The following is a 19,845-nucleotide window of genomic DNA, read 5'->3' as shown; positions in this document are numbered from 1 at the left end:
TTTTTCATTACATGATACGACGCGATTGAGTGTAAGTTCTAGCCCAGTATTCTTCATCAAGGGAGCTGATCATCACACCTTGCCCTGTACTTGCGTGCATAAATTGGTTGTTACCAATATAAACACCAACATGGTTATTTTTACGGAAGAAAACTAAATCGCCTTTTTTCAACTCTGATTTACTAATTTGTTTACCTAAATAACGCTGCTCAGCCGTAGAACGCGGCAATTCAATACCAAATGCTTCAGAAAAAGTTGTTTGCATAAATGCAGAACAATCAATACCACGTTTAGTTGTACCGCCCATACGATAACGAGTGCCTACCCATTCATTATAAACACCTGCTAAAGCCTTATCTCCCATCAATGCAGATGAACGGTTTGTTCTCACTTTGTGGAAAATCCCTGAACGATTACCTTTTTCTAAATTACTAATCAAACCGGTTAATTGAGCATCATCACTTTCTGAAATAACTTGGTGATTTGCCGTTCGAGGGCCATTAGAACAAGCGGTTGCAAGCGTTGCTAAACCGATAATAACTAAAATTCTTTTCAACATAATTTAAAATAATTAAAAGATATAAAAATACAATTCTGCCCGAGACTATCAAAATTTGAATAAAATTGCCAGTAAAAATCCAATTTTAATGAGATTTTTGTGATCTTTTGCGCAATTTTGGTTTAATTTGTACCACCCACGGTAATTTCATCAATTTTTAGTGCGGGCTGTCCAACACCAACCGGCACACTTTGCCCTTCTTTACCACAAACTCCGATACCTAAATCAAGTTCGGATTTATCCGCAACCATAGAAATTTTTTGCATCACCTCAATACCGCTGCCAATTAAAGTTGCGCCCTTCACAGGTTTCGTGATTTTTCCTTTTTCAATTAAATAAGCTTCTGAAGTAGAAAATACAAATTTACCAGACGTAATATCCACTTGCCCGCCACCAAAGTGCGGTGCATAAATGCCCTGTTCTACAGAAGCAATCAAATCATCAAACTGACTTTGGCCGGCAAGCATATAGGTGTTGGTCATTCTAGGCATTGGTAAATGAGCATAAGACTCACGTCGTCCATTCCCCGTTGGCGCCACGCCCATCAAACGGGCATTCATTTTATCTTGCATATAACCTTGCAAGATCCCATCTTTGATGAGTACATTGCATTGACTTGGTACACCTTCATCATCAATAGTTAATGAACCTCGACGATTTTCAATCGTGCCATCATCCACAATCGTACATAACGGCGAAGTCACTTGTTCACCAATCTTGCCTGTAAAAAGTGAACTTTCTTTACGGTTAAAATCACCTTCTAAACCATGCCCAACAGCCTCATGTAACAACACACCTGGCCAACCAGCACCTAATACAACTGGCATTAATCCTGCAGGTGCTGCAACTGCACTAAGGTTTACTAAAGCTTGACGAACCGCTTCTTTAGCAAATCGTACCGCTCTAATATCGCCATCAATCACTTCAAAGAACCAATCTAAACCGAAACGCCCACCAGAACCACAGCTGCCTCGTTCACGTTTGCCATTTTCCTCTACTAACACAGAAATAGATAAGCGAACTAAAGGACGAATATCTGCAGCTAACGTACCATCCGTCGCCATGACTAATATTTCCTCATAAACGGAACTAAGACTTGCTGATACGCGGGTTACGCGATGGTCTTCCGCGCGTGCTGTACGATCAACTAAATGTAATAGCTCAATTTTTTTCTCTTTAGTCAAACTTTCCAAAGGATTAATCGCTGCATAACGAGCAATAGGATTTACAACATTAAAAGCGGATGGCGAAATCAAATTCCCCTGTTTGACCTGCGCAATTCCCTTTACCGCCCCCGCACATTGCTGCAAAGAAGCAAGATTAATTTGATCAGAATAAGCAAAGCCTGTTTTCTCACCAGAAACTGCCCGCACGCCAACACCACGATCAATATGAAAACCGCCTTCTTTTATAATGCCATCTTCCAATACCCAACTTTCATCTTGGCTAAGTTGAAAATACAAATCAGCATAGTCAATATTACGGTGCGACATCATGTCGAAAATATTGAGCAATGCTTTAGTTGAAAGATTACTTGGTGTCAGTAATGTATTTGAAACTTGGTTTAACATATTTTTTCCAGTCTAAAAGTAAATATCTTGTAAGAGCTTGTGTCCGTTTAGTGCAACAGCACAGATTAAAATCGGATGAATAAAGCGCGGTTGATTTTGAGGTTACTTTTCCAAATGCGCTAATCCAAATTGATACAAAGCATTCTTCTTATAACCATACAACTCAGCAACAATAGCCGCCGATTTTTTTAGCGGTAATTCCTCTGCAATTAATTCAAGCGCCTTCACCGCTTGTGGGGAGATTTCATCGTTATTGTCAGACTTTGGTTTGCCTTCCACAATCAAAACCATCTCGCCTTTTGTACGATTGGGGTCTTCTAAAAGCCATTCTCGTAAATTTTTAATCGTATTACCCGTAATCGTTTCCCAAGTTTTAGTAATTTCACGGGCTAACACAATATATCGTTCTTCCCCTAACACCGATTGCATATCTTCTAATGTATCTAAAATACGGTGAGTGGATTCATAAAAAATTAAAGTGCGGTCTTCTTCTGCGATATTTTCTAATTTATCTTTGCGAGCTTTACTTTTCGCAGGTAAAAAGCCTTCAAAACAAAATCTATCAGAAGCAATCCCCGATGCGCAAAGTGCGGTAATTGCCGCACATGCTCCAGGCAAAGGAACAACGCGAATGCCAGCTTCACGGCATTGGCGTACTAAATGAAAACCAGGATCACTAATTAATGGCGTCCCCGCATCAGAAATCAAAGCAATATTGCTACCTTGCTTGAGTTTTCCCACCAAAATATGGGCTTTTTCTTGTTCATTGTGATCATGCAAAGCAAAAAAGGGCTTTTTGATACCATAATGGCTTAATAAAAGGCCACTATGACGGGTATCTTCTGCTGCAATTAAATCCACTTGTGTAAAAGTATCTAAAGCACGCTGGGTGATATCCTGTAAATTGCCAATCGGCGTGGCAACAATGTATAAAATTCCGGTTAAATCAGTCATTTTTGTTTGCTTTTAAGTTATGAGATAAGTAAGATCTGCCACAACTATTGTCTGTTCATGATGGAGCAAGAATGTCTATTCTATTACAAGGCGGACGTTTTAAAAAACGTTTAATGCCAATTTTATTGTCAATGGCCTTAGCTGGCTGTTCAAATCTACTTAGCAGCAGTTTTACGCAAACTTTACAACAAGATGCGAATGCAAGTTCTGAATTTTATATGAATAAATTAGGACAAGCACAAGAACTTGAAGATCAACAAACCTATAAATTGCTCGCGGCTCGCGTGTTAATCAGTGAAAATAAAGTTGAACAATCAGAAGCTTTATTAAGTGAATTAGGTGAATTAAATGATGCGCAAAAATTAGATCGTGCATTAATTGAAGCGAGAATTTCTGCTGCAAAAAATGCTAATGACGTCGCGCAAAATCAATTACGTGCATTGGATTTAAATAAATTGAGCCCTTCACAAAAATCTCGTTATTACGAAACCTTGGCTATTATTGCTGAAAACCGTAAAGATATCATTGAGGCCGTAAAAGCGCGGGTAAAAATTGATGAGAATTTAACAGATGTACAACGTCGTCAAGATAACGTTGATAAAACTTGGGCATTGTTACGTTCAGCAAATACTGGTGTAATCAATAATGCTTCAGATGAAGGCAACGCAGCTTTAGGCGGTTGGTTAACGTTAATCAAAACCTACAATGATTATATTCGTCAACCAGTTCAATTAAGCCAAGCATTGCAAAGTTGGAAAAATGCTTACCCAAATCATGCAGCCGCAACCTTGTTCCCAAAAGAATTGCTTACATTGCTTAATTTCCAACAAACGAATGTGTCACAAATTGGTTTACTATTGCCATTAAGTGGAGATGGACAAATTCTTGGTACAACCATTCAATCGGGTTTCAACGACGCGAAAGGTAACTCAACCATTCCAGTGCAAGTATTTGATACCTCAATGAATTCTGTACAAGATATCATTGCTCAAGCAAAACAAGCAGGTATTAAAACGTTAGTGGGTCCATTACTAAAACAAAATCTTGATGTGATTTTAGCGGATCCAGCACAAATTCAAGGTATGGATGTGCTTGCGTTAAATGCGACACCAAATTCTCGTGCAATTGGGCAACTTTGCTATTATGGACTTTCACCAGAAGATGAAGCAGAATCCGCTGCAAATAAAATGTGGAATGATGGAATTCGTAGTCCACTGGTTGCAATGCCGCAAAATGATTTAGGACAACGAGTTGGTAATGCCTTTAATGTACGTTGGCAACAATTAGCGGGCACCGATGCGAATATTCGTTACTATAATTTACCTGCGGATGTTACTTATTTCCTTCAAGAAAATGGTTCAAATTCAACCGCACTTTATGTGGTCGCTAATCCAGATGAATTAGTTGAAATGAAAGGCTATTTAACGAATAGTGCACCAAATGTACGTATTTATGCAAGCTCACGCTCAAGCTCCAATACAGCAAGCAGCAATCCTGAATTTGTCGCTCAAATGAATGGTGTTCAATTTAGTGATATTCCATTTTTTAAAGAAACCAATTCACCACAATATCAAAAACTAGCCAAAACAACTGGCGGTGAATATCAATTAATGCGTTTATACGCAATGGGTGCGGATGCTTGGTTACTCATCAATCAATTTAATGAATTGCGCCAAGTTCCAGGCTATCGCTTGAGTGGTTTAACCGGTATTTTAAGTGCGGGTACAAATTGTAATGTTGAACGCGATATGACTTGGTATCAATATCAAAATGGTGCAGTTGTACCGGTCGCAAACTAATGTTTTCTTTAAAACGTCAACAAGGGGCGAGCTTTGAGCATCAAGCTCGCCTTTTTTTAGAATCAAAAGGCTTAAAATTTATTTCTGCTAATCAAAATTTCAAATGTGGTGAACTTGATCTTATTATGAGTGACAAAGAAACCATCGTTTTTGTTGAAGTTCGCCAACGTTCTAATCATGCCTTTGGCTCGGCAATAGAAAGCGTAGATTGGCAAAAACAACAAAAATGGTTGGATGCTGCAAATTTATGGCTAATGAAACAAAATATGAGTTTAGAAGACGCCGATTGTCGTTTTGATTTAATCGCCTTTGGCAAAACGCCCCAAGATATTCAATGGATTCCTAATTTTCTCGATTAATGGCTTTTTATGATGTTACAAAAAGTAAAAGATATTTATAGCGAAAGTATTCAAATTCAAATTGCTGCGTCTAGCATGCTTTCAGAAAATATTGCTAACGCCACCCAAATGGTGATGCAATGTTTGCTAGGTGGCAATAAAGTGATCGCCTGTGGTGTCTCGCGTTCTTATGCCAATGCACAGTTTCTCGTATCTAACTTGCTTAATCGATATGATTTAGCAAGACCGAGTTTTCCCTCTGTGCTCTTAAGTTTAGAAAGTGCGGTGGGTTCTTCTCTGGTTTTTGAACACTCGCCTGAAGAATTGTATTGTCACCAATTTAATGCCGTTGCCAAACCAGGCGACTTACTTATCGCTTTTTCGCCTTTAGGAACAGAGAAAATCGTGCTAAACATTATTTCTCATGCAGTAAATAAAGAAGTTAATGTCATTGCACTCACTGGCTCTAATAACGATGCAATTCAAGGAATTTTAGCAGATAGCGATTTAGAAATATCAATTCCAGCGACAAAAGAAAGTCGCGTCCTAGAAAACCATCTTTTTGTTATCAATGCCCTTTGTGAATTAGTTGACCATACATTGTTCCCAAGTGCTTGACAGCAAAATAAATCAATTTCAAACTAGCAGTAATTTAATCTCAAAAGGAGTTAATTATGACATTATCCCCGTTAAAAAAACTGGCTATCGTGCTTAGCACAACATTCTTTTTACAAGGCTGTATTGTTGCTGCTCTTGGTGGTGGCGCTGCAGCAGCTAAAGTAGGTACCGATCCTCGAACTGCTGGTACACAAGTAGATGACGAAACACTCGAATTCAAAGTAGAAAATACCGTTGAAAAAGATGCTCAAATTAAAACTGAAGGTCGTGTAAATGCCGTGTCTTACAATGGTCGAGTACTTTTAATCGGTCAAGTGCCTAATAGTGGTGTAAAAGACACTGCCGCAGATCTTGCAAAAGGTGTTGAAGGTGTCAATGACATTTATAACGAGCTGACTGTTGGCCCGAAAATCTCTTTTGCACAAATCAGCAAAGACAGTTGGATTACTACTCAAGTCAAATCAAAAATGTTAGTCGATGGTCGAGTTAAAGCAACCGATGTTAAAGTTATTAGTGAAAATGGAGAAGTTTTCCTACTCGGTACAGTGACTCATGCCCAAGCTGATGCGGCCGCAGACATTGCGAGCAAAATCAGTGGCGTGAAAAAAGTAATTAAAGTTTTCAAGTATCTCAACTAATCTTCAAAGTGCGGTAAAAATTCAACGAATTTCAACCGCACTTTTCTCATTTTTACAAGTAAAAAATTTGATTTTTTTGCTCTTCGAAAAAACCGTTTATTTTTAAATAAGTTACCTATTGTCAATAATTCAAGTAAAAAATTTATTGCTTGATCTCAAGCAAAAAACACATTACCTTGTGCGTGATTTTATTACAAACACTATATCTTGTGTTTAACATTGCATAATAACAAGGGTCGTACAATGAATAAAAGCTTAATGGTAACCAAGCGTGATGGCACGCAGGAACAAATCAATCTTGATAAAATCCACCGTGTTATTACATGGGCAGCAGAAGGTCTAGACAATGTGTCTGTTTCCCAAGTTGAGCTTCGCTCACACATTCAATTTTACGAAGGCATTCGTACTTCAGACATTCACGAAACCATTATTAAAGCAGCCGCAGATTTAATCAGCAAAGATACGCCTGATTATCAATTTTTAGCTGCTCGCTTAGCGATTTTCCATTTACGTAAAAAAGCCTACGGTCATTTTGATCCCCCTCGTTTATACGATCATGTCAAAAAATTAGTACGCATGGGTAAATACGATCATGCGTTATTGGATGATTATACTCGTGAAGAATGGGACACAATGGACGGATTCATCGACCATTGGCGTGATATGACGTTCTCTTATGCTGCCGTGAAACAACTTGAAGGTAAGTATTTAGTTCAAAACCGTGTGACGGGAGAAATCTACGAATCAGCACAATTCCTCTATTTACTGGTTGCCGCTAGTTTATTCTCTAAATATCCAAAAGAAACGCGTTTGGATTATGTAAAACGTTTCTACGATGCAACATCTACCTTCAAAATTTCCTTACCAACGCCAATTATGGCGGGTGTGCGCACACCTACTCGTCAGTTCAGCTCTTGCGTATTAATTGAATGTGATGATAGCTTAGACTCAATCAATGCAACCGCATCAGCTATTGTGAAATATGTTTCACAACGCGCAGGGATTGGTATTAATGCAGGTGCAATTCGTGCATTAGGTAGTGAGATTCGTGGCGGTGAAGCATTCCATACAGGTTGTATTCCATTCTATAAATATTTCCAAACTGCAGTGAAATCTTGCTCACAGGGTGGCGTTCGTGGCGGTGCAGCAACACTTTATTACCCTATTTGGCACTTAGAAGCAGAAAGCTTGCTTGTGTTAAAAAATAACCGTGGTGTAGAAGACAACCGCGTTCGTCATATGGATTATGGCGTCCAATTAAACAAATTAATGTATCAACGCCTAATTAAAGGTGGTGAGATTACTTTATTTAGTCCATCAGATGTACCTGGTCTTTATGAAGCATTCTTTGCAGATCAAGACAAATTTGAAGAACTGTACGTAAAATACGAACAAGATCCAACTATCCGTAAACGCACCGTCAAAGCCGTTGAGATTTTCTCTTTATTAATGCAAGAACGTGCATCAACAGGCCGTATCTACATTCAAAACGTAGACCACTGTAATACTCATTCTCCATTTGATCCACAAGTGGCACCGGTTCGCCAATCTAACCTATGTTTAGAAATCGCGTTACCTACGAAGCCGCTTGAGCACATTAATGATGAAAATGGAGAAATCGCACTTTGTACGCTTTCTGCATTTAACTTAGGTAAAATTGAAAACTTAGATGAATTGGAAGAACTTGCTGACCTTGCTGTGCGTTCACTTGATGCATTATTAGATTATCAAGATTACCCTGTTGTGGCGGCAAAACGTAGTTCACTTGCTCGTCGTGCATTAGGTATCGGTGTCATTAACTATGCTTATTACCTTGCTAAAAATGGTGTTCGTTATTCTGATGGTTCAGCTAACGATTTAACTCACCGCACTTTTGAAGCCATTCAATATTATTTATTGAAAGCCTCTATGAACTTAGCAAAAGAGCAAGGTGCTTGCGAATACTTCAATGAAACCACTTATGCAAAAGGCATTTTACCTATTGATACCTATAAGAAAGATTTAGATGCCTTAACACAAGAGCCATTACATTATGATTGGGAAAGTTTACGTAAAGATATTCAAGAATTTGGTTTACGTAACTCAACCTTAACCGCCTTAATGCCGTCAGAAACCTCATCGCAAATTTCAAATGCGACCAATGGTATTGAGCCGCCACGTGGTCATGTAAGTATTAAAGCCTCAAAAGATGGCATCCTAAAACAAGTTGTACCTGAGTACGAAAACTTAAGCGACAACTACGAATTACTTTGGGATATCCCAAGCAATGATGGTTACTTACACTTAGTCGGTATTATGCAAAAATTCGTAGACCAAGCGATCTCCGCCAATACCAACTACGATCCAAAACGTTTTGAAGATGGTAAAGTACCAATGAAAGTGTTGTTAAAAGACTTATTAACGGCTTACAAATACGGCTTAAAAACCCTTTACTACCAAAATACCCGCGATGGTGCTGAAGACAGCCAAGAAGATTTAGATGATGGCTGTGTTGGTGGTGCGTGTAAGATTTAATTAAAGGAGAAAATAATGAAGGTTTTTTTAAGTTGGTCTGGGAAAAGAAGTAAAGCAATTGCTGAACTTTTTAATGAATGGTTATGTTGCGTAATACAAGCTGCTAAACCTTGGATTTCAACTAAGGATGTTGAAAAAGGCTCCTTTTGGTTTAATGAAATATCAAATCAACTAAAAGATACAACCGTTGGAATTGTTTGCTTAACTCCAGAAAATGTATCAAATCCATGGATTTTATTTGAGGCTGGAGCATTGACTAAAGGGTTATCAAATGCTCGAGTATGTACGTTATTAATTGATCTTGAAGCTAAAGATATTAAGGATCCATTAGCGCAATTCAATCACACTATTATTAAAGATAAAAGTAGTATGCTAGAACTATTTAAAACAATTAATAATACATTAGGAGAACATACTTTAGATATATCTATACTTAATAGAGCATTTGAAACATATTGGGAGCAATTTCAGGAAAAATGTAACGCTATAATTAAGGAAAAACCAAGTACTATTGAACCTAACAGACCAAATGAAGATGTGTTAGATGAAATATTAGAACATAGTAGATTAACAATTCGAAAAATTAGAGAACTTGAATTACAACTAGAAAAAAGCTTAGTTAATAGAAACATTGATAATGAAAGAAATTATTTACATCCTAGATCGGTTAGATTAATTGTTTCTGATCTTGTTAAACAAGATATGCCAACAGAAATAATTTTAGACCAACTTTCACATATGGCCCCCAAAAACATTATTTTAGATATGATTCAATCGGCAAAGAAACTACAGGATCTCGAAATATCAAAGATATAGGACAATAAAATGGCATACACCACTTTCTCACAAAACAAAAACGACCAATTAAAAGAACCTATGTTCTTTGGTCAAAACGTTAACGTTGCGCGTTACGATCAACAAAAATATGAGACTTTTGAAAAGCTCATTGAAAAACAACTTTCTTTCTTCTGGCGTCCAGAAGAAGTGGATGTGTCACAAGACCGTATCGACTATGCCGCGTTACCTGAACATGAAAAACACATTTTCATCAGTAACTTAAAATATCAAACCTTATTAGATTCTATTCAAGGCCGTAGCCCGAACGTGGCATTGTTGCCTTTAGTGTCGATTCCGGAATTAGAAACTTGGATTGAAACCTGGACATTCTCTGAAACCATCCACTCTCGTTCTTACACGCACATTATTCGTAACATTGTGAATGATCCATCTATCGTATTTGATGACATCGTAACTAACGAAGAAATCATCAAGCGTGCACGTGATATTTCTTCTTATTACGACGATTTAATCCGCGACAGCCAACTTTACAGCCTATACGGCGAAGGTACTTACACGGTAGATGGTAAAGAATGTGTTGTGACATTGCGTAATTTGAAAAAACAACTTTACCTTTGCCTAATGAGCGTAAACGCGCTTGAAGCCATTCGTTTCTATGTGTCTTTCGCATGCTCGTTTGCTTTTGCTGAACGTCAATTAATGGAAGGTAATGCGAAAATTATTAAATTTATCGCTCGTGATGAAGCGTTACACTTAACTGGCACGCAACATATTTTAAATATTATGGCTGCAGGTCAAGATGACCCAGAAATGGCAGAAATTGCAGAAGAATGTAAACAAGAAGCCTACGATTTATTCTTAGCGGCTGCAGAACAAGAAAAAGACTGGGCGGATTATTTGTTTAAAGACGGTTCTATGATCGGTTTGAACAAAGATATTTTAGTGCAATACGTGGAATATATCACCAATATCCGTATGCAGGCTGTTGGTCTTCCATTACCATTTGGTGCGCGTTCTAACCCAATTCCATGGATTAACGCATGGCTTGTTTCTGACAACGTACAAGTAGCGCCACAAGAAGTGGAAGTAAGTTCTTACCTTGTTGGTCAAATTGACTCAAAAGTTGATACGAATGATTTTGGGGATTTCGATCTCTAATTAAAAACACATAAGAAAATAACCGCACTTTGGAATATTCTTTTTAAATATTTAAAGTGCGGTTAATTTTTTGTTCATTTTAAAAGGCTTTATAACGCAGAAAGCCTTTTATTTCTTAAATTTCCAATAATAATCTTGTTGGATCTTCCAATAATTCTTTAATCGTTACCAAGAAACCAACAGATTCACGGCCATCAACTAAACGATGGTCGTAAGATAAGGCAAGATACATCATTGGACGAATCACAACTTGACCATTAAGCGCAATCGGGCGTTCTTTAATTGCGTGCATCCCTAAAATCGCACTTTGTGGTGGATTGATAATTGGAGTGGACATAAGAGAACCAAACACGCCGCCATTTGTAATGGTAAAATTGCCGCCAGTGAGATCTTCTACAGTCAATTTGCCATCACGACCTTTTTCGGCTAATGCTTTAATTTGTTTTTCGATCTCTGCCATACTGAGCTTATCGCAATCACGAAGCACTGGTGTGACTAATCCACGAGGGGTCGAAACCGCAATACTAATATCAAAATAGTTGTGGTAAACAACATCATCCCCATCAATAGAAGCATTAACTTCAGGATAACGTTTTAATGCTTCCACAACCGCTTTAATATAAAAAGACATAAAACCTAAACGCACACCATGCTGTTTTTCAAATTTTTCGCCGTAGGTTTTACGCAGAGTCATTATCGGCTGCATATCCACTTCATTGAAAGTGGTAAGCATTGCTGTACTGTTTTTGGCCTCCAGTAAACGTTCAGCAATACGTTTACGCAAACGGGTCATTGGCACACGTTTTTCAGAACGTGCACTATAAGCTACCGTACTAATTGTATTTTGCTCAGTGGCAGCTTCTTGTTTCTCTTGCAATGCTTGTCGTTTTGCTATTTCACGTTCAATATCTTCACGTGTTAAACGACCGCCCACGCCCGAACCTTGAATTTGATCTGCTTGTAAATCATGTTCTGCTAATAAACGTCGAATCGCAGGGCCCTGATCCGCATTGTGATTATGACTATTTTCAATCGCAGCATGTTGGCGATCAGATGGTGTGGGTTCATTCGTTACTTTTAACGTCGCTGCACTGACATCCCCTTCTTGAGCCGTAGAAATTTTGCCTAGCAGCTGTTTACTCACCACAGTTTCGCCCTCAGCTTGAACAACTTCTGCTAGTACTCCATCAGAAAGTGCGGGCACTTCTAGCACGACTTTATCCGTTTCAATTTCTACAATAACTTCATCACGTTTAACAGTATCACCTACTTTTTTATGCCAAGTAGCAACGGTTGCATCTGCAACTGATTCAGGTAGGTCTGGAACAAGAATTTCAATGGTCATTTTATTTTTCCTTATCTCTTAACTTAAAGTGCAACTTATTGCACTGAATTACTCTTTTACTTTTTATCCATGATGCAATAAGTGCATCTATACATTTATAAAAATATCTTAATTTTCAACCGCACTTTATAGGGTTAACGCATCTTCCACTAATTGTTTTTGTTGTTTAGTGTGAAGCGACATATAACCCACAGCAGGCGAAGCTGAAGCCGGACGCCCTGCATATTTGAGTTTAACGGATTCTGGAATTGCTGATTCAAAATTATGTTTGCTGCAATACCAAGCCCCTTGATTAAGAGGTTCTTCTTGGCACCATATATAATCCGTGACATGTGCATAAGGCTCAAGCGCTTTCTTCACATCCTCATGTGGGAATGGATAAAGCTGCTCAATACGAATAATCGCCACATCTTTCTGATTATTCGCACGACGTTGTTCAAGTAAATCGTAATAAACTTTACCTGAACACATGACCACACGTTTTACATCTTTAGGATCAAGCTCGTCAATTTCTCCAATTACCGTTTGGAAGGCACCATTAATCAACTCATCTAAATTGGATACAGCCAATGGATGGCGTAACAAAGATTTTGGAGAAATGGCAATCAATGGACGGCGCATTTTACGTAACGACTGACGGCGCAACATGTGATACACCTGTGCTGGCGTTGATGGCACGCAGACTTGCATATTTTGTTCAGCACAAAGTTGCAAATAACGTTCAAGACGAGCAGAAGAATGTTCTGGACCTTGTCCCTCATAGCCATGAGGCAATAGCATAACTAAACCACACATTCTGCCCCATTTTTGTTCTCCGGAGCTAATAAATTGGTCGATAACAATTTGTGCACCATTAGCAAAATCACCAAATTGCGCTTCCCAAATGGTTAACGTTTTTGGATCTGTTGTTGCATAGCCATATTCAAAAGCAAGAACAGATTCTTCAGATAGTACCGAATCCCATACTTCAAAACGACCTTGGTTAGCATGCAAATGTGTTAATGGTACATACCCCGTACCATCATTTTGATTATGCACAACGGCATGGCGATGGAAAAATGTTCCACGCCCCGCATCTTCACCTGATAAACGGACATTAACACCTTCATCAAGTAAGGTTGCATAAGCCATGGTTTCAGCCATACCCCAGTCGAGCAATTTCTCGCCTTGATACATTGCTTTACGATCATTATAAATTTTTTCTACACGAGGATGAGCACGTAAACTTTCTGGATATTCACATACACGTTTAGCAAGCGTTAAAAAACGTTCCTGTGAAAATTTGCTTTCATACGGAGCAGTCCAATCATAGTTGAGATATTGCAACCAATCCATTTTTGCCGTATCCATTTCTCGCCATTCTGATACGACTCGATCACCATTATCTAGCGCATCGCGATAATCATTTGCCATCTCGGTGACTTGTTCTTCAGTCATCACGCCTTCTGCAACTAAGCGATCTGCATAAACTTTACGAGGTGTAGGATGCTTTTTGATGATGCTATACATCATTGGCTGAGTAGCTAATGGTTCATCAGCTTCGTTATGACCATGACGACGGTAAGAAATCAAATCAATAAAAATATCTCGTTTGAATAAATTACGATATTCCACCGCCATACGGGCAGCAAAAGCAACCGCTTCAGGATCATCACCATTAACGTGAATAATCGGCGCTTGAATCATTTTCGCAATATCGGTGCAATACTCTGTGGAACGCGTGTCATTCGGGTTAGATGTCGTAAAACCAATTTGGTTATTAATCACGATACGAATGGTACCCCCCACACTGTAACCACGAGCATTTGACATATTCAATGTTTCTTGAACAACGCCTTGCCCTGCTACAGCGGAATCACCATGAACTGTAATCGCTAAAACTTGACTACGCGTTGTATCATTAATGCGAGTCTGTCTTGAACGTACAGAACCCACCACTACTGGGCTTACAATTTCCAAATGAGATGGATTGAATGCCAACGTTAAGTGAACTCGCTTATCATCCACTGCGAAATCAGAAGAAAAACCTTGATGATATTTCACATCTCCCGTACGTTCACTCGAATGTTTACCCGCAAATTCATCAAATAAATCCTCTGGCTTTTTACCTAATACATTCACAAGCATATTCAAACGTCCACGGTGTGCCATTCCCATTACCACATCATTTACGCCTTGGCGACTAGCATGACGGATAATTTCTTTCATCAATGGAATAAACGCATCACTTCCTTCTAAGGAAAAGCGTTTCGCCCCTGGGAATTTTGCACCGAGATAACGTTCTAAACCGTCCGCAGCGGTAAGTTCACGAAGAAAATTAACACGTTCTTCAGATGTAAAAAGTGGTTTCTCTAACACACTTTCCATCTTGCTCTGGAGCCAAGTTTTCTGCGCCATATCTTGCACATGCATAAACTCTAAGCCAATTGAGCCACAATATGTCTCTTTCAACATTTGAGCTAACTCACCAAGCTTAATGGTATCGCGTTTGTAAACGTAATGATTAATATTGAAGGTTTCGTTGAGATCTTGTTCAGTAAAACCGTGATGACGATAATCTAATTCAGGGACGGAAGATACTTTCCAACGATAATAATTGAGGGGATCTAGATTAGCCTCTAAATGGCCTCGAAAACGATAGGCATTGATAAATTGTAGAACTTTCACCAATTTTGCACCAGCAGCAGGATCTATCACTGTCACCGCTTCATTATGATTTTCTCGCGCCAAACGACGAAAATAATCTCGCACTGGTGTATGGGGCTGTTCAAGTGCGGTCATTTTTGGTAAAGAATCAAAAGTGGCTCGCCAACTTTCCTCCACCGACTGCGGATCGCTCAAATAGCTTTCATAAAGTTCTTCTATATAAGATTGATTTGCACCGCCTAATGCTGTGCTGGCTAACCAATCATCAAATGCCTTGTTTTGCTGCATAATTACCTCTTTATTATGATTATTTGGAACGATAGTTTTCGCTCCATTTTTTATGCATTATACATAGGATTGAAAAGGAAATAAGCCTCTTATCAGAAATTGTTACAGATTTGTGATCTGGCTCAAATGTTTAATTAATGACTTGGTTTAGTTAAATGAATATAACAAAATTTTCTTATTCAATATTCTTAAAAAACCAATAATTCGAATAACTCTATAACAAAAAAGATACTTGGGGATAAAGAAGAATATACTTATGATAGATAGAAAAAAGGCGGGTAATTCCCGCCTCATAATGTAAAAGGTTGTTGTTAGCTAACTAGCCAAAACTTTAACTAAATACTTAGAAAGTTAAGAATGGTGCTATTTTTTCAATAGTGGTTGAACCTAAACCATCAATTTTTGACAATTCTGCAATGTCTTTAATTTTGCCAACCTTGTTACGATAGTCGATGATTGCCTGTGCTTTTTTCTCACCGATACCAGAAAGTTGTTGCAATGTTTTAGCATCCGCTTTATTAATATCGATCTTCGCGGAATCAGCAACAGACTTAACTTTATCTTTTTCACTATTCATTTTTTCTGCTGCTTTTTCTTTCGTTTCTTTCACTTTCTCCGCAGCTTTGTATTTTAAAGCTTTGTGACTATCTTCTGATGAAGAATCTTTTAATGATTTTGCTTTATCTTTTACTGAATCAACTTTTTCTTTCGCTGCAGCCATTTTTTCTTTCACAGAAGAAACGCCTTCAGTCGCTTTTTCTTTTGTTGAAGAAACTTTTTCTAAAACATTTCCTTTCGCAGCTGACGCAGAATCTTTTACTGATTTCACATTTTCTGACACGGTTGTTTTAACATTATCTTTCGCCACATCTTTTAATGTAGCCAATGGATTTTCATTTGCTAATGCAGAACCTGAAATAGCAAGGGTAAGTGCGGTAACACTTAAAAGAGATTTTAAAGATTTCATATAAACTCCTATTATAAAATTTGCCAGAGGCATGCTTAAGACTAGCCATCTGACAATTAGTTCAAAATACCATAAAAAATTCACCGCACTTTTAACGATTTAAAAATGGGTTTGTCTGTTTTTCTCGGCCAATAGTTGTATAAGGCCCATGCCCAGCAATAATAATCAGATCATCATTCAACGGTAATAGTTTTGTTCGAATTGAAGAAATCAATGTTTCATAATCGCCACGAGGGAAATCGGTACGACCAATTCCGCCTTGAAATAATACATCGCCTGTAAATGCCACCTTTTTCTCATGTTCAATAAAACCAATATGCCCTGGTGTGTGCCCTGGTAAATGTAAAATCTCGAAATTAAAGCCATCTAATTTTAAGATTTCACCTTCTTGATTAAACCAACGATCAGGTAAAAAGGCTTCAATATTTGGTAAACCAAAGCGTTGGGCTTGTTCTGGCAAACTCTCAAATAAAAATTTATCTTCTTCATGAGAGCCCCAAATTTCAACGCTAAAATGTTGTTTTAATTGCATGGCTGCGCCAACATGATCTAAATGACCATGGGTAAGTAAAATCACTTTGAGATTTAAATCCAGTTCTTCAATACGTTGAATTAGGCGTTCGGCTTCGCCACCTGGGTCAATAATTGCTGCATTTTTCTCGTCATCCCAAATCAAAGAACAATTTTGTTGAAATGCGGTGACTGGGATAATTTCGATATTCATGTTTGCTCCTTATAATCGATAAAATTGTTGAGTGTTCAAAAGCATTTGCTCTTGAACATAATCTAACGGCAAAGATTTTAATTCAGCCACTTTCTTTACTACTGCAGATAATTGCTCAGAAATGACCGCACTTTCAAATCCTTCATGTGGCCAAGGACTATCCGTTTCAATCATCAAACGGTTTAACGACAAATGTTGAGCAACATACTGTGTTTTAGGATTCCATAAAATATCAGGTGTTAAGCTAGCAAAATATGGTGTAGATAAAAATTTCTGAAAAGATTTTTCATCTGTCTTAAACCAATGAAAATGAGCTCGTTGGATATTATGTTTCTGTAATAATTCAAGGGCAATATCCACATCATTATGCACAATATGTAAATTTAACGGCAAATCCCATTTTTTCGCTATCAGAATAAATCGTTCTAGTAATTCAATATAAGGTGTGTAATCCAAATTTGAATTTTCACGTTTAGAATAATGTGGCAACCCCACCTCACCAATCGCAGAAATCGATGAATGATGTTCATCAATCCATTGAAATAATTCTTCTCGCTCTTCTAAATTGAGCAAAGACTGTTCAGGATGAAAACCAGCTGCAATATAAAGTTTCTCGGGATAAGCCTGTTTTAAATTCAATAGCTTTTTAGCACTTTTTAGATTCGTACTTACCGCAAGCATACCTGTAATCTTTGAATCCCTAAGTGTTTTCTGGATATTCTCATCAGAGAGTTGATCTAAATGAAGATGACTGTCAAATAGCATAATATTTTCTAATGAAAAAACCGCACAAAAGTGCGGTCAATTTTAAATTTATTTTATACCCCTTTCCAGGTCCTAACAGGGCCAGTATCCACATGAATAAAATTACTTGTTGGATAATATCCTACCCCACCATTACTCAGGTTTTCTGCAGCAACTTTTACTTTAGCCAAAGGCACACCTGCAATACGAAAATCAATAGCCTTACCTTTAATATGATAACTATTACTTGCTACTCCGCTACTTTGACGATGGCGCATTGCATTCGTTGCGGCAGAACGATACCCACAAATAACTTCAATTTCAGCATTGCTTAACCCCAAATTGCTTTGAATGTTATAAAACTTGTGGAACAGATTTGGATCCATTTTACAAACTTGGTTTGTTCGTTTATCGCGCATAAAATGGTCTAATTTTTTTAATGTGGTACTTGCGAAACCTTTTTGAGCATAAAACTCTCCACTTAATCGCTCTCCCGTATTAATATTACGGAACGTCAAAATTCGAGGCTTAGGTGTTGAAACCATTGCTAATACAGAATTTGGTAAAACTGATGCGCCTAAAACAATGCCACCGAGCGACAGCCATTTACGTTTCTGTTTATCAACCTTGTTCATCATCTCTCCTTTCTATTTTTTGATGGATTATTAGAGATATTTTTTGACGACATTCCAATTAATTCCACTGAAATTCATCAATCCATCATATTTATAAATATCTGGCAATGCCTGAATCTTTCCATTCTCAACCCAAGATGTCACATAGTATATAAATACGGGGTTTTCTGAACGAATTGGGGCAGAAACCGTTTTTTTACTTTCTAAAACATTCTTTTTACGTTCATCTGACCACCCTGCTTCTTTCAATAAGATACTAGCAAGTTGATCGGATTTTTCCACACGTACGCAACCAGAACTTAATGCGCGATCTTTACGGCTAAACAGCCCATGATTTGGCGTATCATGCAAATAAATGGCATCTGAGCTTGGCATATTAAATTTATAATTCCCCAGTGCACTATCGCCAGCGGCTTGTCGAACTCGATAAGGGAATTTATTACCAATAGACGCCCAATTTATCGAGTAAGGATCAATCACATTGCCAGCACTATCCAAAATAGAATAATTATGAGCTGCAATATAACTTGGATCTGCTTTCATTTTTGGCAATAAATCTTCATTAATTAAGCGAGTGGGCGCATTCCAAGGTGGATTAACAACAACACTACTTAATTTACTATACATCACAGGCGTACGGCGTTCATCCTTACCAACAATAACACGGGATTCCAAAGTCAAATTACCATCGCGATAATACTGCAATTTATAACTTGGAATATTCACGAAAATACCGTTATGAAAATCAGGAATAACCCGTAAACGTTGCGCATTAATAGCAAGTTTTTTGCCAACTTCTGATAATCCTGAGGCAGATACCATTGATGACAGCTCTTTAACAGTTTGATGATATAAGTGATTATCACCCGATAAACTTTGTACAAAACCTAAAAGTTGACCATTTTCTACCGCACTTAACCAACGTTGAATATGTTCATCTGCAGGTTGTTGAACTTGATAAGCGCTAGATGAATATAACCAACGTTGAGCTTGCGCACCTACATTTTGAGTATAATACAAATAATCTAGCAATATATCGCTCAATAAAACATCATAAGCTAACCCGCCTTGTTGCTCGATCAATTCAAAGGATTCTAAGGATTTTGCTGAACGTTTAGAAATACCGCTAGCCACCATGGCTGCATACCCCTGTAATAATTGACGAGCCGCAACATTATCTTTCCATAATGGTGCATATTTACGTTCTGCATATAAACGAGCTAACAAAGGCTTAAACTGTAAAGCATGCTCGCCTATTTCATGGGTTAGCGACATTTCTAAAATCGCTTGCTTTTCCTGTGCTAAGCGGGCTTGATCTAATTTAATTTCCTCTTCAAGCTTTTGTTTTTCTTCTGGAGATAAATGCGAAACATCAACGCCATGAAGTTGCGCCGATTGTCCATTCTTTACAAAATCTGCTAAAGCGCATCCTGATGTCATCATTGACAATGACAACGCAAATACTGATAGCCTTGCAGAGCTTTTAAACATAGCCATTCCTTAAATATTCCCTAAAACAACCGCACTTTATTTAATTCTAAAATAAAGT

Annotated in this window: 17 protein-coding genes; 7 read left to right on the top strand and 10 right to left on the bottom strand. The window is 38.0% G+C overall.

Annotation, left to right across the window (positions count from 1 at the left end; genetic code table 11):
* Positions 1 to 7: 7 nt before the first annotated feature.
* The 3 genes from A8M50_RS03805 to rsmI all read right to left on the bottom strand — a co-directional run bounded on the left by A8M50_RS03805 (position 8) and on the right by rsmI (position 3,084).
* Complete coding sequence (locus A8M50_RS03805) at positions 8 to 559, bottom strand: NlpC/P60 family protein (protein WP_005644897.1); 552 nt, start codon at positions 557 to 559, stop codon at positions 8 to 10.
* Positions 560 to 681: 122 nt separating this feature from the next.
* Positions 682 to 2,130 carry a metalloprotease TldD gene (tldD, locus tag A8M50_RS03800; protein ID WP_005644816.1) on the bottom strand — a complete coding sequence of 483 codons (1,449 nt, stop codon included), beginning with the start codon at positions 2,128 to 2,130 and terminating at the stop codon, positions 682 to 684.
* Between the two features lie 102 nt (positions 2,131 to 2,232).
* Positions 2,233 to 3,084 (bottom strand): 16S rRNA (cytidine(1402)-2'-O)-methyltransferase, encoded by an 852-nt coding sequence (gene rsmI, locus A8M50_RS03795; protein ID WP_005644742.1) that lies wholly within the window; start codon positions 3,082 to 3,084, stop codon positions 2,233 to 2,235.
* 71 nt (positions 3,085 to 3,155) lie between these two features.
* Between rsmI and A8M50_RS03790 the strand changes: the two genes are divergently transcribed.
* The 7 genes from A8M50_RS03790 (at position 3,156) to nrdB (ending at position 10,947) form a co-directional block, all read left to right on the top strand.
* Complete coding sequence (locus A8M50_RS03790; RefSeq protein ID WP_005645073.1) at positions 3,156 to 4,883, top strand: penicillin-binding protein activator; 1,728 nt, start codon at positions 3,156 to 3,158, stop codon at positions 4,881 to 4,883.
* Entirely contained in the window at positions 4,883 to 5,242 is a 360-nt protein-coding gene (locus A8M50_RS03785; RefSeq protein WP_005644740.1) for a YraN family protein, read from the top strand. Before A8M50_RS03790 ends, A8M50_RS03785 begins: the two co-directional genes overlap by 1 nt.
* 12 nt (positions 5,243 to 5,254) lie before the next feature.
* Positions 5,255 to 5,839: a D-sedoheptulose-7-phosphate isomerase gene (locus tag A8M50_RS03780; protein ID WP_032826501.1), complete on the top strand. Its 585-nt coding sequence runs from the start codon at positions 5,255 to 5,257 to the stop codon at positions 5,837 to 5,839.
* 56 nt (positions 5,840 to 5,895) lie between these two features.
* Entirely contained in the window at positions 5,896 to 6,477 is a 582-nt protein-coding gene (gene dolP, locus A8M50_RS03775) for a division/outer membrane stress-associated lipid-binding lipoprotein (RefSeq protein ID WP_005644729.1), read from the top strand.
* 243 nt (positions 6,478 to 6,720) lie between these two features.
* Positions 6,721 to 8,991 (top strand): class 1a ribonucleoside-diphosphate reductase subunit alpha, encoded by a 2,271-nt coding sequence (gene nrdA, locus A8M50_RS03770; RefSeq protein ID WP_032826502.1) that lies wholly within the window; start codon positions 6,721 to 6,723, stop codon positions 8,989 to 8,991.
* A gap of 15 nt (positions 8,992 to 9,006) precedes the next feature.
* Positions 9,007 to 9,807 carry a TIR domain-containing protein gene (locus A8M50_RS03765; protein ID WP_005644981.1) on the top strand — a complete coding sequence of 267 codons (801 nt, stop codon included), beginning with the start codon at positions 9,007 to 9,009 and terminating at the stop codon, positions 9,805 to 9,807.
* A gap of 9 nt (positions 9,808 to 9,816) precedes the next feature.
* The gene (gene nrdB, locus A8M50_RS03760; protein ID WP_005628461.1) at positions 9,817 to 10,947 is read left to right on the top strand and encodes a class Ia ribonucleoside-diphosphate reductase subunit beta; all 1,131 of its coding nucleotides are present in this window, start codon (positions 9,817 to 9,819) and stop codon (positions 10,945 to 10,947) included.
* A gap of 115 nt (positions 10,948 to 11,062) precedes the next feature.
* Here the strand turns inward: nrdB and odhB are convergent, their stop codons facing one another.
* The 7 genes from odhB to A8M50_RS03725 all read right to left on the bottom strand — a co-directional run bounded on the left by odhB (position 11,063) and on the right by A8M50_RS03725 (position 19,793).
* Entirely contained in the window at positions 11,063 to 12,292 is a 1,230-nt protein-coding gene (odhB, locus tag A8M50_RS03755; protein WP_005644803.1) for a 2-oxoglutarate dehydrogenase complex dihydrolipoyllysine-residue succinyltransferase, read from the bottom strand.
* A 126-nt stretch (positions 12,293 to 12,418) separates the two neighbouring features.
* Positions 12,419 to 15,226 (bottom strand): 2-oxoglutarate dehydrogenase E1 component, encoded by a 2,808-nt coding sequence (sucA, locus tag A8M50_RS03750; protein WP_005644912.1) that lies wholly within the window; start codon positions 15,224 to 15,226, stop codon positions 12,419 to 12,421.
* Between the two features lie 343 nt (positions 15,227 to 15,569).
* Positions 15,570 to 16,193, bottom strand: coding sequence for a ComEA family DNA-binding protein (locus tag A8M50_RS03745; protein ID WP_005635844.1), 624 nt, complete (start codon positions 16,191 to 16,193; stop codon positions 15,570 to 15,572).
* Between the two features lie 91 nt (positions 16,194 to 16,284).
* A complete protein-coding gene (locus A8M50_RS03740; RefSeq protein ID WP_005644781.1) occupies positions 16,285 to 16,917 on the bottom strand; it encodes an MBL fold metallo-hydrolase in 633 nt (210 codons plus the stop codon).
* Positions 16,918 to 16,926: 9 nt separating this feature from the next.
* Positions 16,927 to 17,682: a TatD family hydrolase gene (locus A8M50_RS03735; RefSeq protein ID WP_005644731.1), complete on the bottom strand. Its 756-nt coding sequence runs from the start codon at positions 17,680 to 17,682 to the stop codon at positions 16,927 to 16,929.
* Positions 17,683 to 17,735: 53 nt separating this feature from the next.
* Positions 17,736 to 18,296: a peptidoglycan L,D-endopeptidase MepK gene (gene mepK, locus A8M50_RS03730; protein ID WP_005644671.1), complete on the bottom strand. Its 561-nt coding sequence runs from the start codon at positions 18,294 to 18,296 to the stop codon at positions 17,736 to 17,738.
* 30 nt (positions 18,297 to 18,326) lie between these two features.
* Positions 18,327 to 19,793 carry a L,D-transpeptidase family protein gene (locus A8M50_RS03725; RefSeq protein WP_032826504.1) on the bottom strand — a complete coding sequence of 489 codons (1,467 nt, stop codon included), beginning with the start codon at positions 19,791 to 19,793 and terminating at the stop codon, positions 18,327 to 18,329.
* Between the last annotated feature and the right edge of the window lie 52 nt (positions 19,794 to 19,845).

Origin of the sequence: Haemophilus haemolyticus (assembly GCF_001679045.1) — a bacterium.
In the GTDB taxonomy this organism is placed as follows: domain Bacteria; phylum Pseudomonadota; class Gammaproteobacteria; order Enterobacterales; family Pasteurellaceae; genus Haemophilus; species Haemophilus haemolyticus.
This window is presented reverse-complemented; position numbering and strand designations above follow the sequence as displayed.

Coding starts and splice junctions, on each gene's coding strand:
- A8M50_RS03805 (WP_005644897.1), bottom strand. CDS start 559: ATGTTGAAAAGAATTTTAGTTATTATCGGTTTAGCAACGCTTGCAACC.
- tldD (WP_005644816.1), bottom strand. CDS start 2,130: ATGTTAAACCAAGTTTCAAATACATTACTGACACCAAGTAATCTTTCA.
- rsmI (WP_005644742.1), bottom strand. CDS start 3,084: ATGACTGATTTAACCGGAATTTTATACATTGTTGCCACGCCGATTGGC.
- A8M50_RS03790 (WP_005645073.1), top strand. CDS start 3,156: ATGTCTATTCTATTACAAGGCGGACGTTTTAAAAAACGTTTAATGCCA.
- A8M50_RS03785 (WP_005644740.1), top strand. CDS start 4,883: ATGTTTTCTTTAAAACGTCAACAAGGGGCGAGCTTTGAGCATCAAGCT.
- A8M50_RS03780 (WP_032826501.1), top strand. CDS start 5,255: ATGTTACAAAAAGTAAAAGATATTTATAGCGAAAGTATTCAAATTCAA.
- dolP (WP_005644729.1), top strand. CDS start 5,896: ATGACATTATCCCCGTTAAAAAAACTGGCTATCGTGCTTAGCACAACA.
- nrdA (WP_032826502.1), top strand. CDS start 6,721: ATGAATAAAAGCTTAATGGTAACCAAGCGTGATGGCACGCAGGAACAA.
- A8M50_RS03765 (WP_005644981.1), top strand. CDS start 9,007: ATGAAGGTTTTTTTAAGTTGGTCTGGGAAAAGAAGTAAAGCAATTGCT.
- nrdB (WP_005628461.1), top strand. CDS start 9,817: ATGGCATACACCACTTTCTCACAAAACAAAAACGACCAATTAAAAGAA.
- odhB (WP_005644803.1), bottom strand. CDS start 12,292: ATGACCATTGAAATTCTTGTTCCAGACCTACCTGAATCAGTTGCAGAT.
- sucA (WP_005644912.1), bottom strand. CDS start 15,226: ATGCAGCAAAACAAGGCATTTGATGATTGGTTAGCCAGCACAGCATTA.
- A8M50_RS03745 (WP_005635844.1), bottom strand. CDS start 16,193: ATGAAATCTTTAAAATCTCTTTTAAGTGTTACCGCACTTACCCTTGCT.
- A8M50_RS03740 (WP_005644781.1), bottom strand. CDS start 16,917: ATGAATATCGAAATTATCCCAGTCACCGCATTTCAACAAAATTGTTCT.
- A8M50_RS03735 (WP_005644731.1), bottom strand. CDS start 17,682: ATGCTATTTGACAGTCATCTTCATTTAGATCAACTCTCTGATGAGAAT.
- mepK (WP_005644671.1), bottom strand. CDS start 18,296: ATGAACAAGGTTGATAAACAGAAACGTAAATGGCTGTCGCTCGGTGGC.
- A8M50_RS03725 (WP_032826504.1), bottom strand. CDS start 19,793: ATGGCTATGTTTAAAAGCTCTGCAAGGCTATCAGTATTTGCGTTGTCA.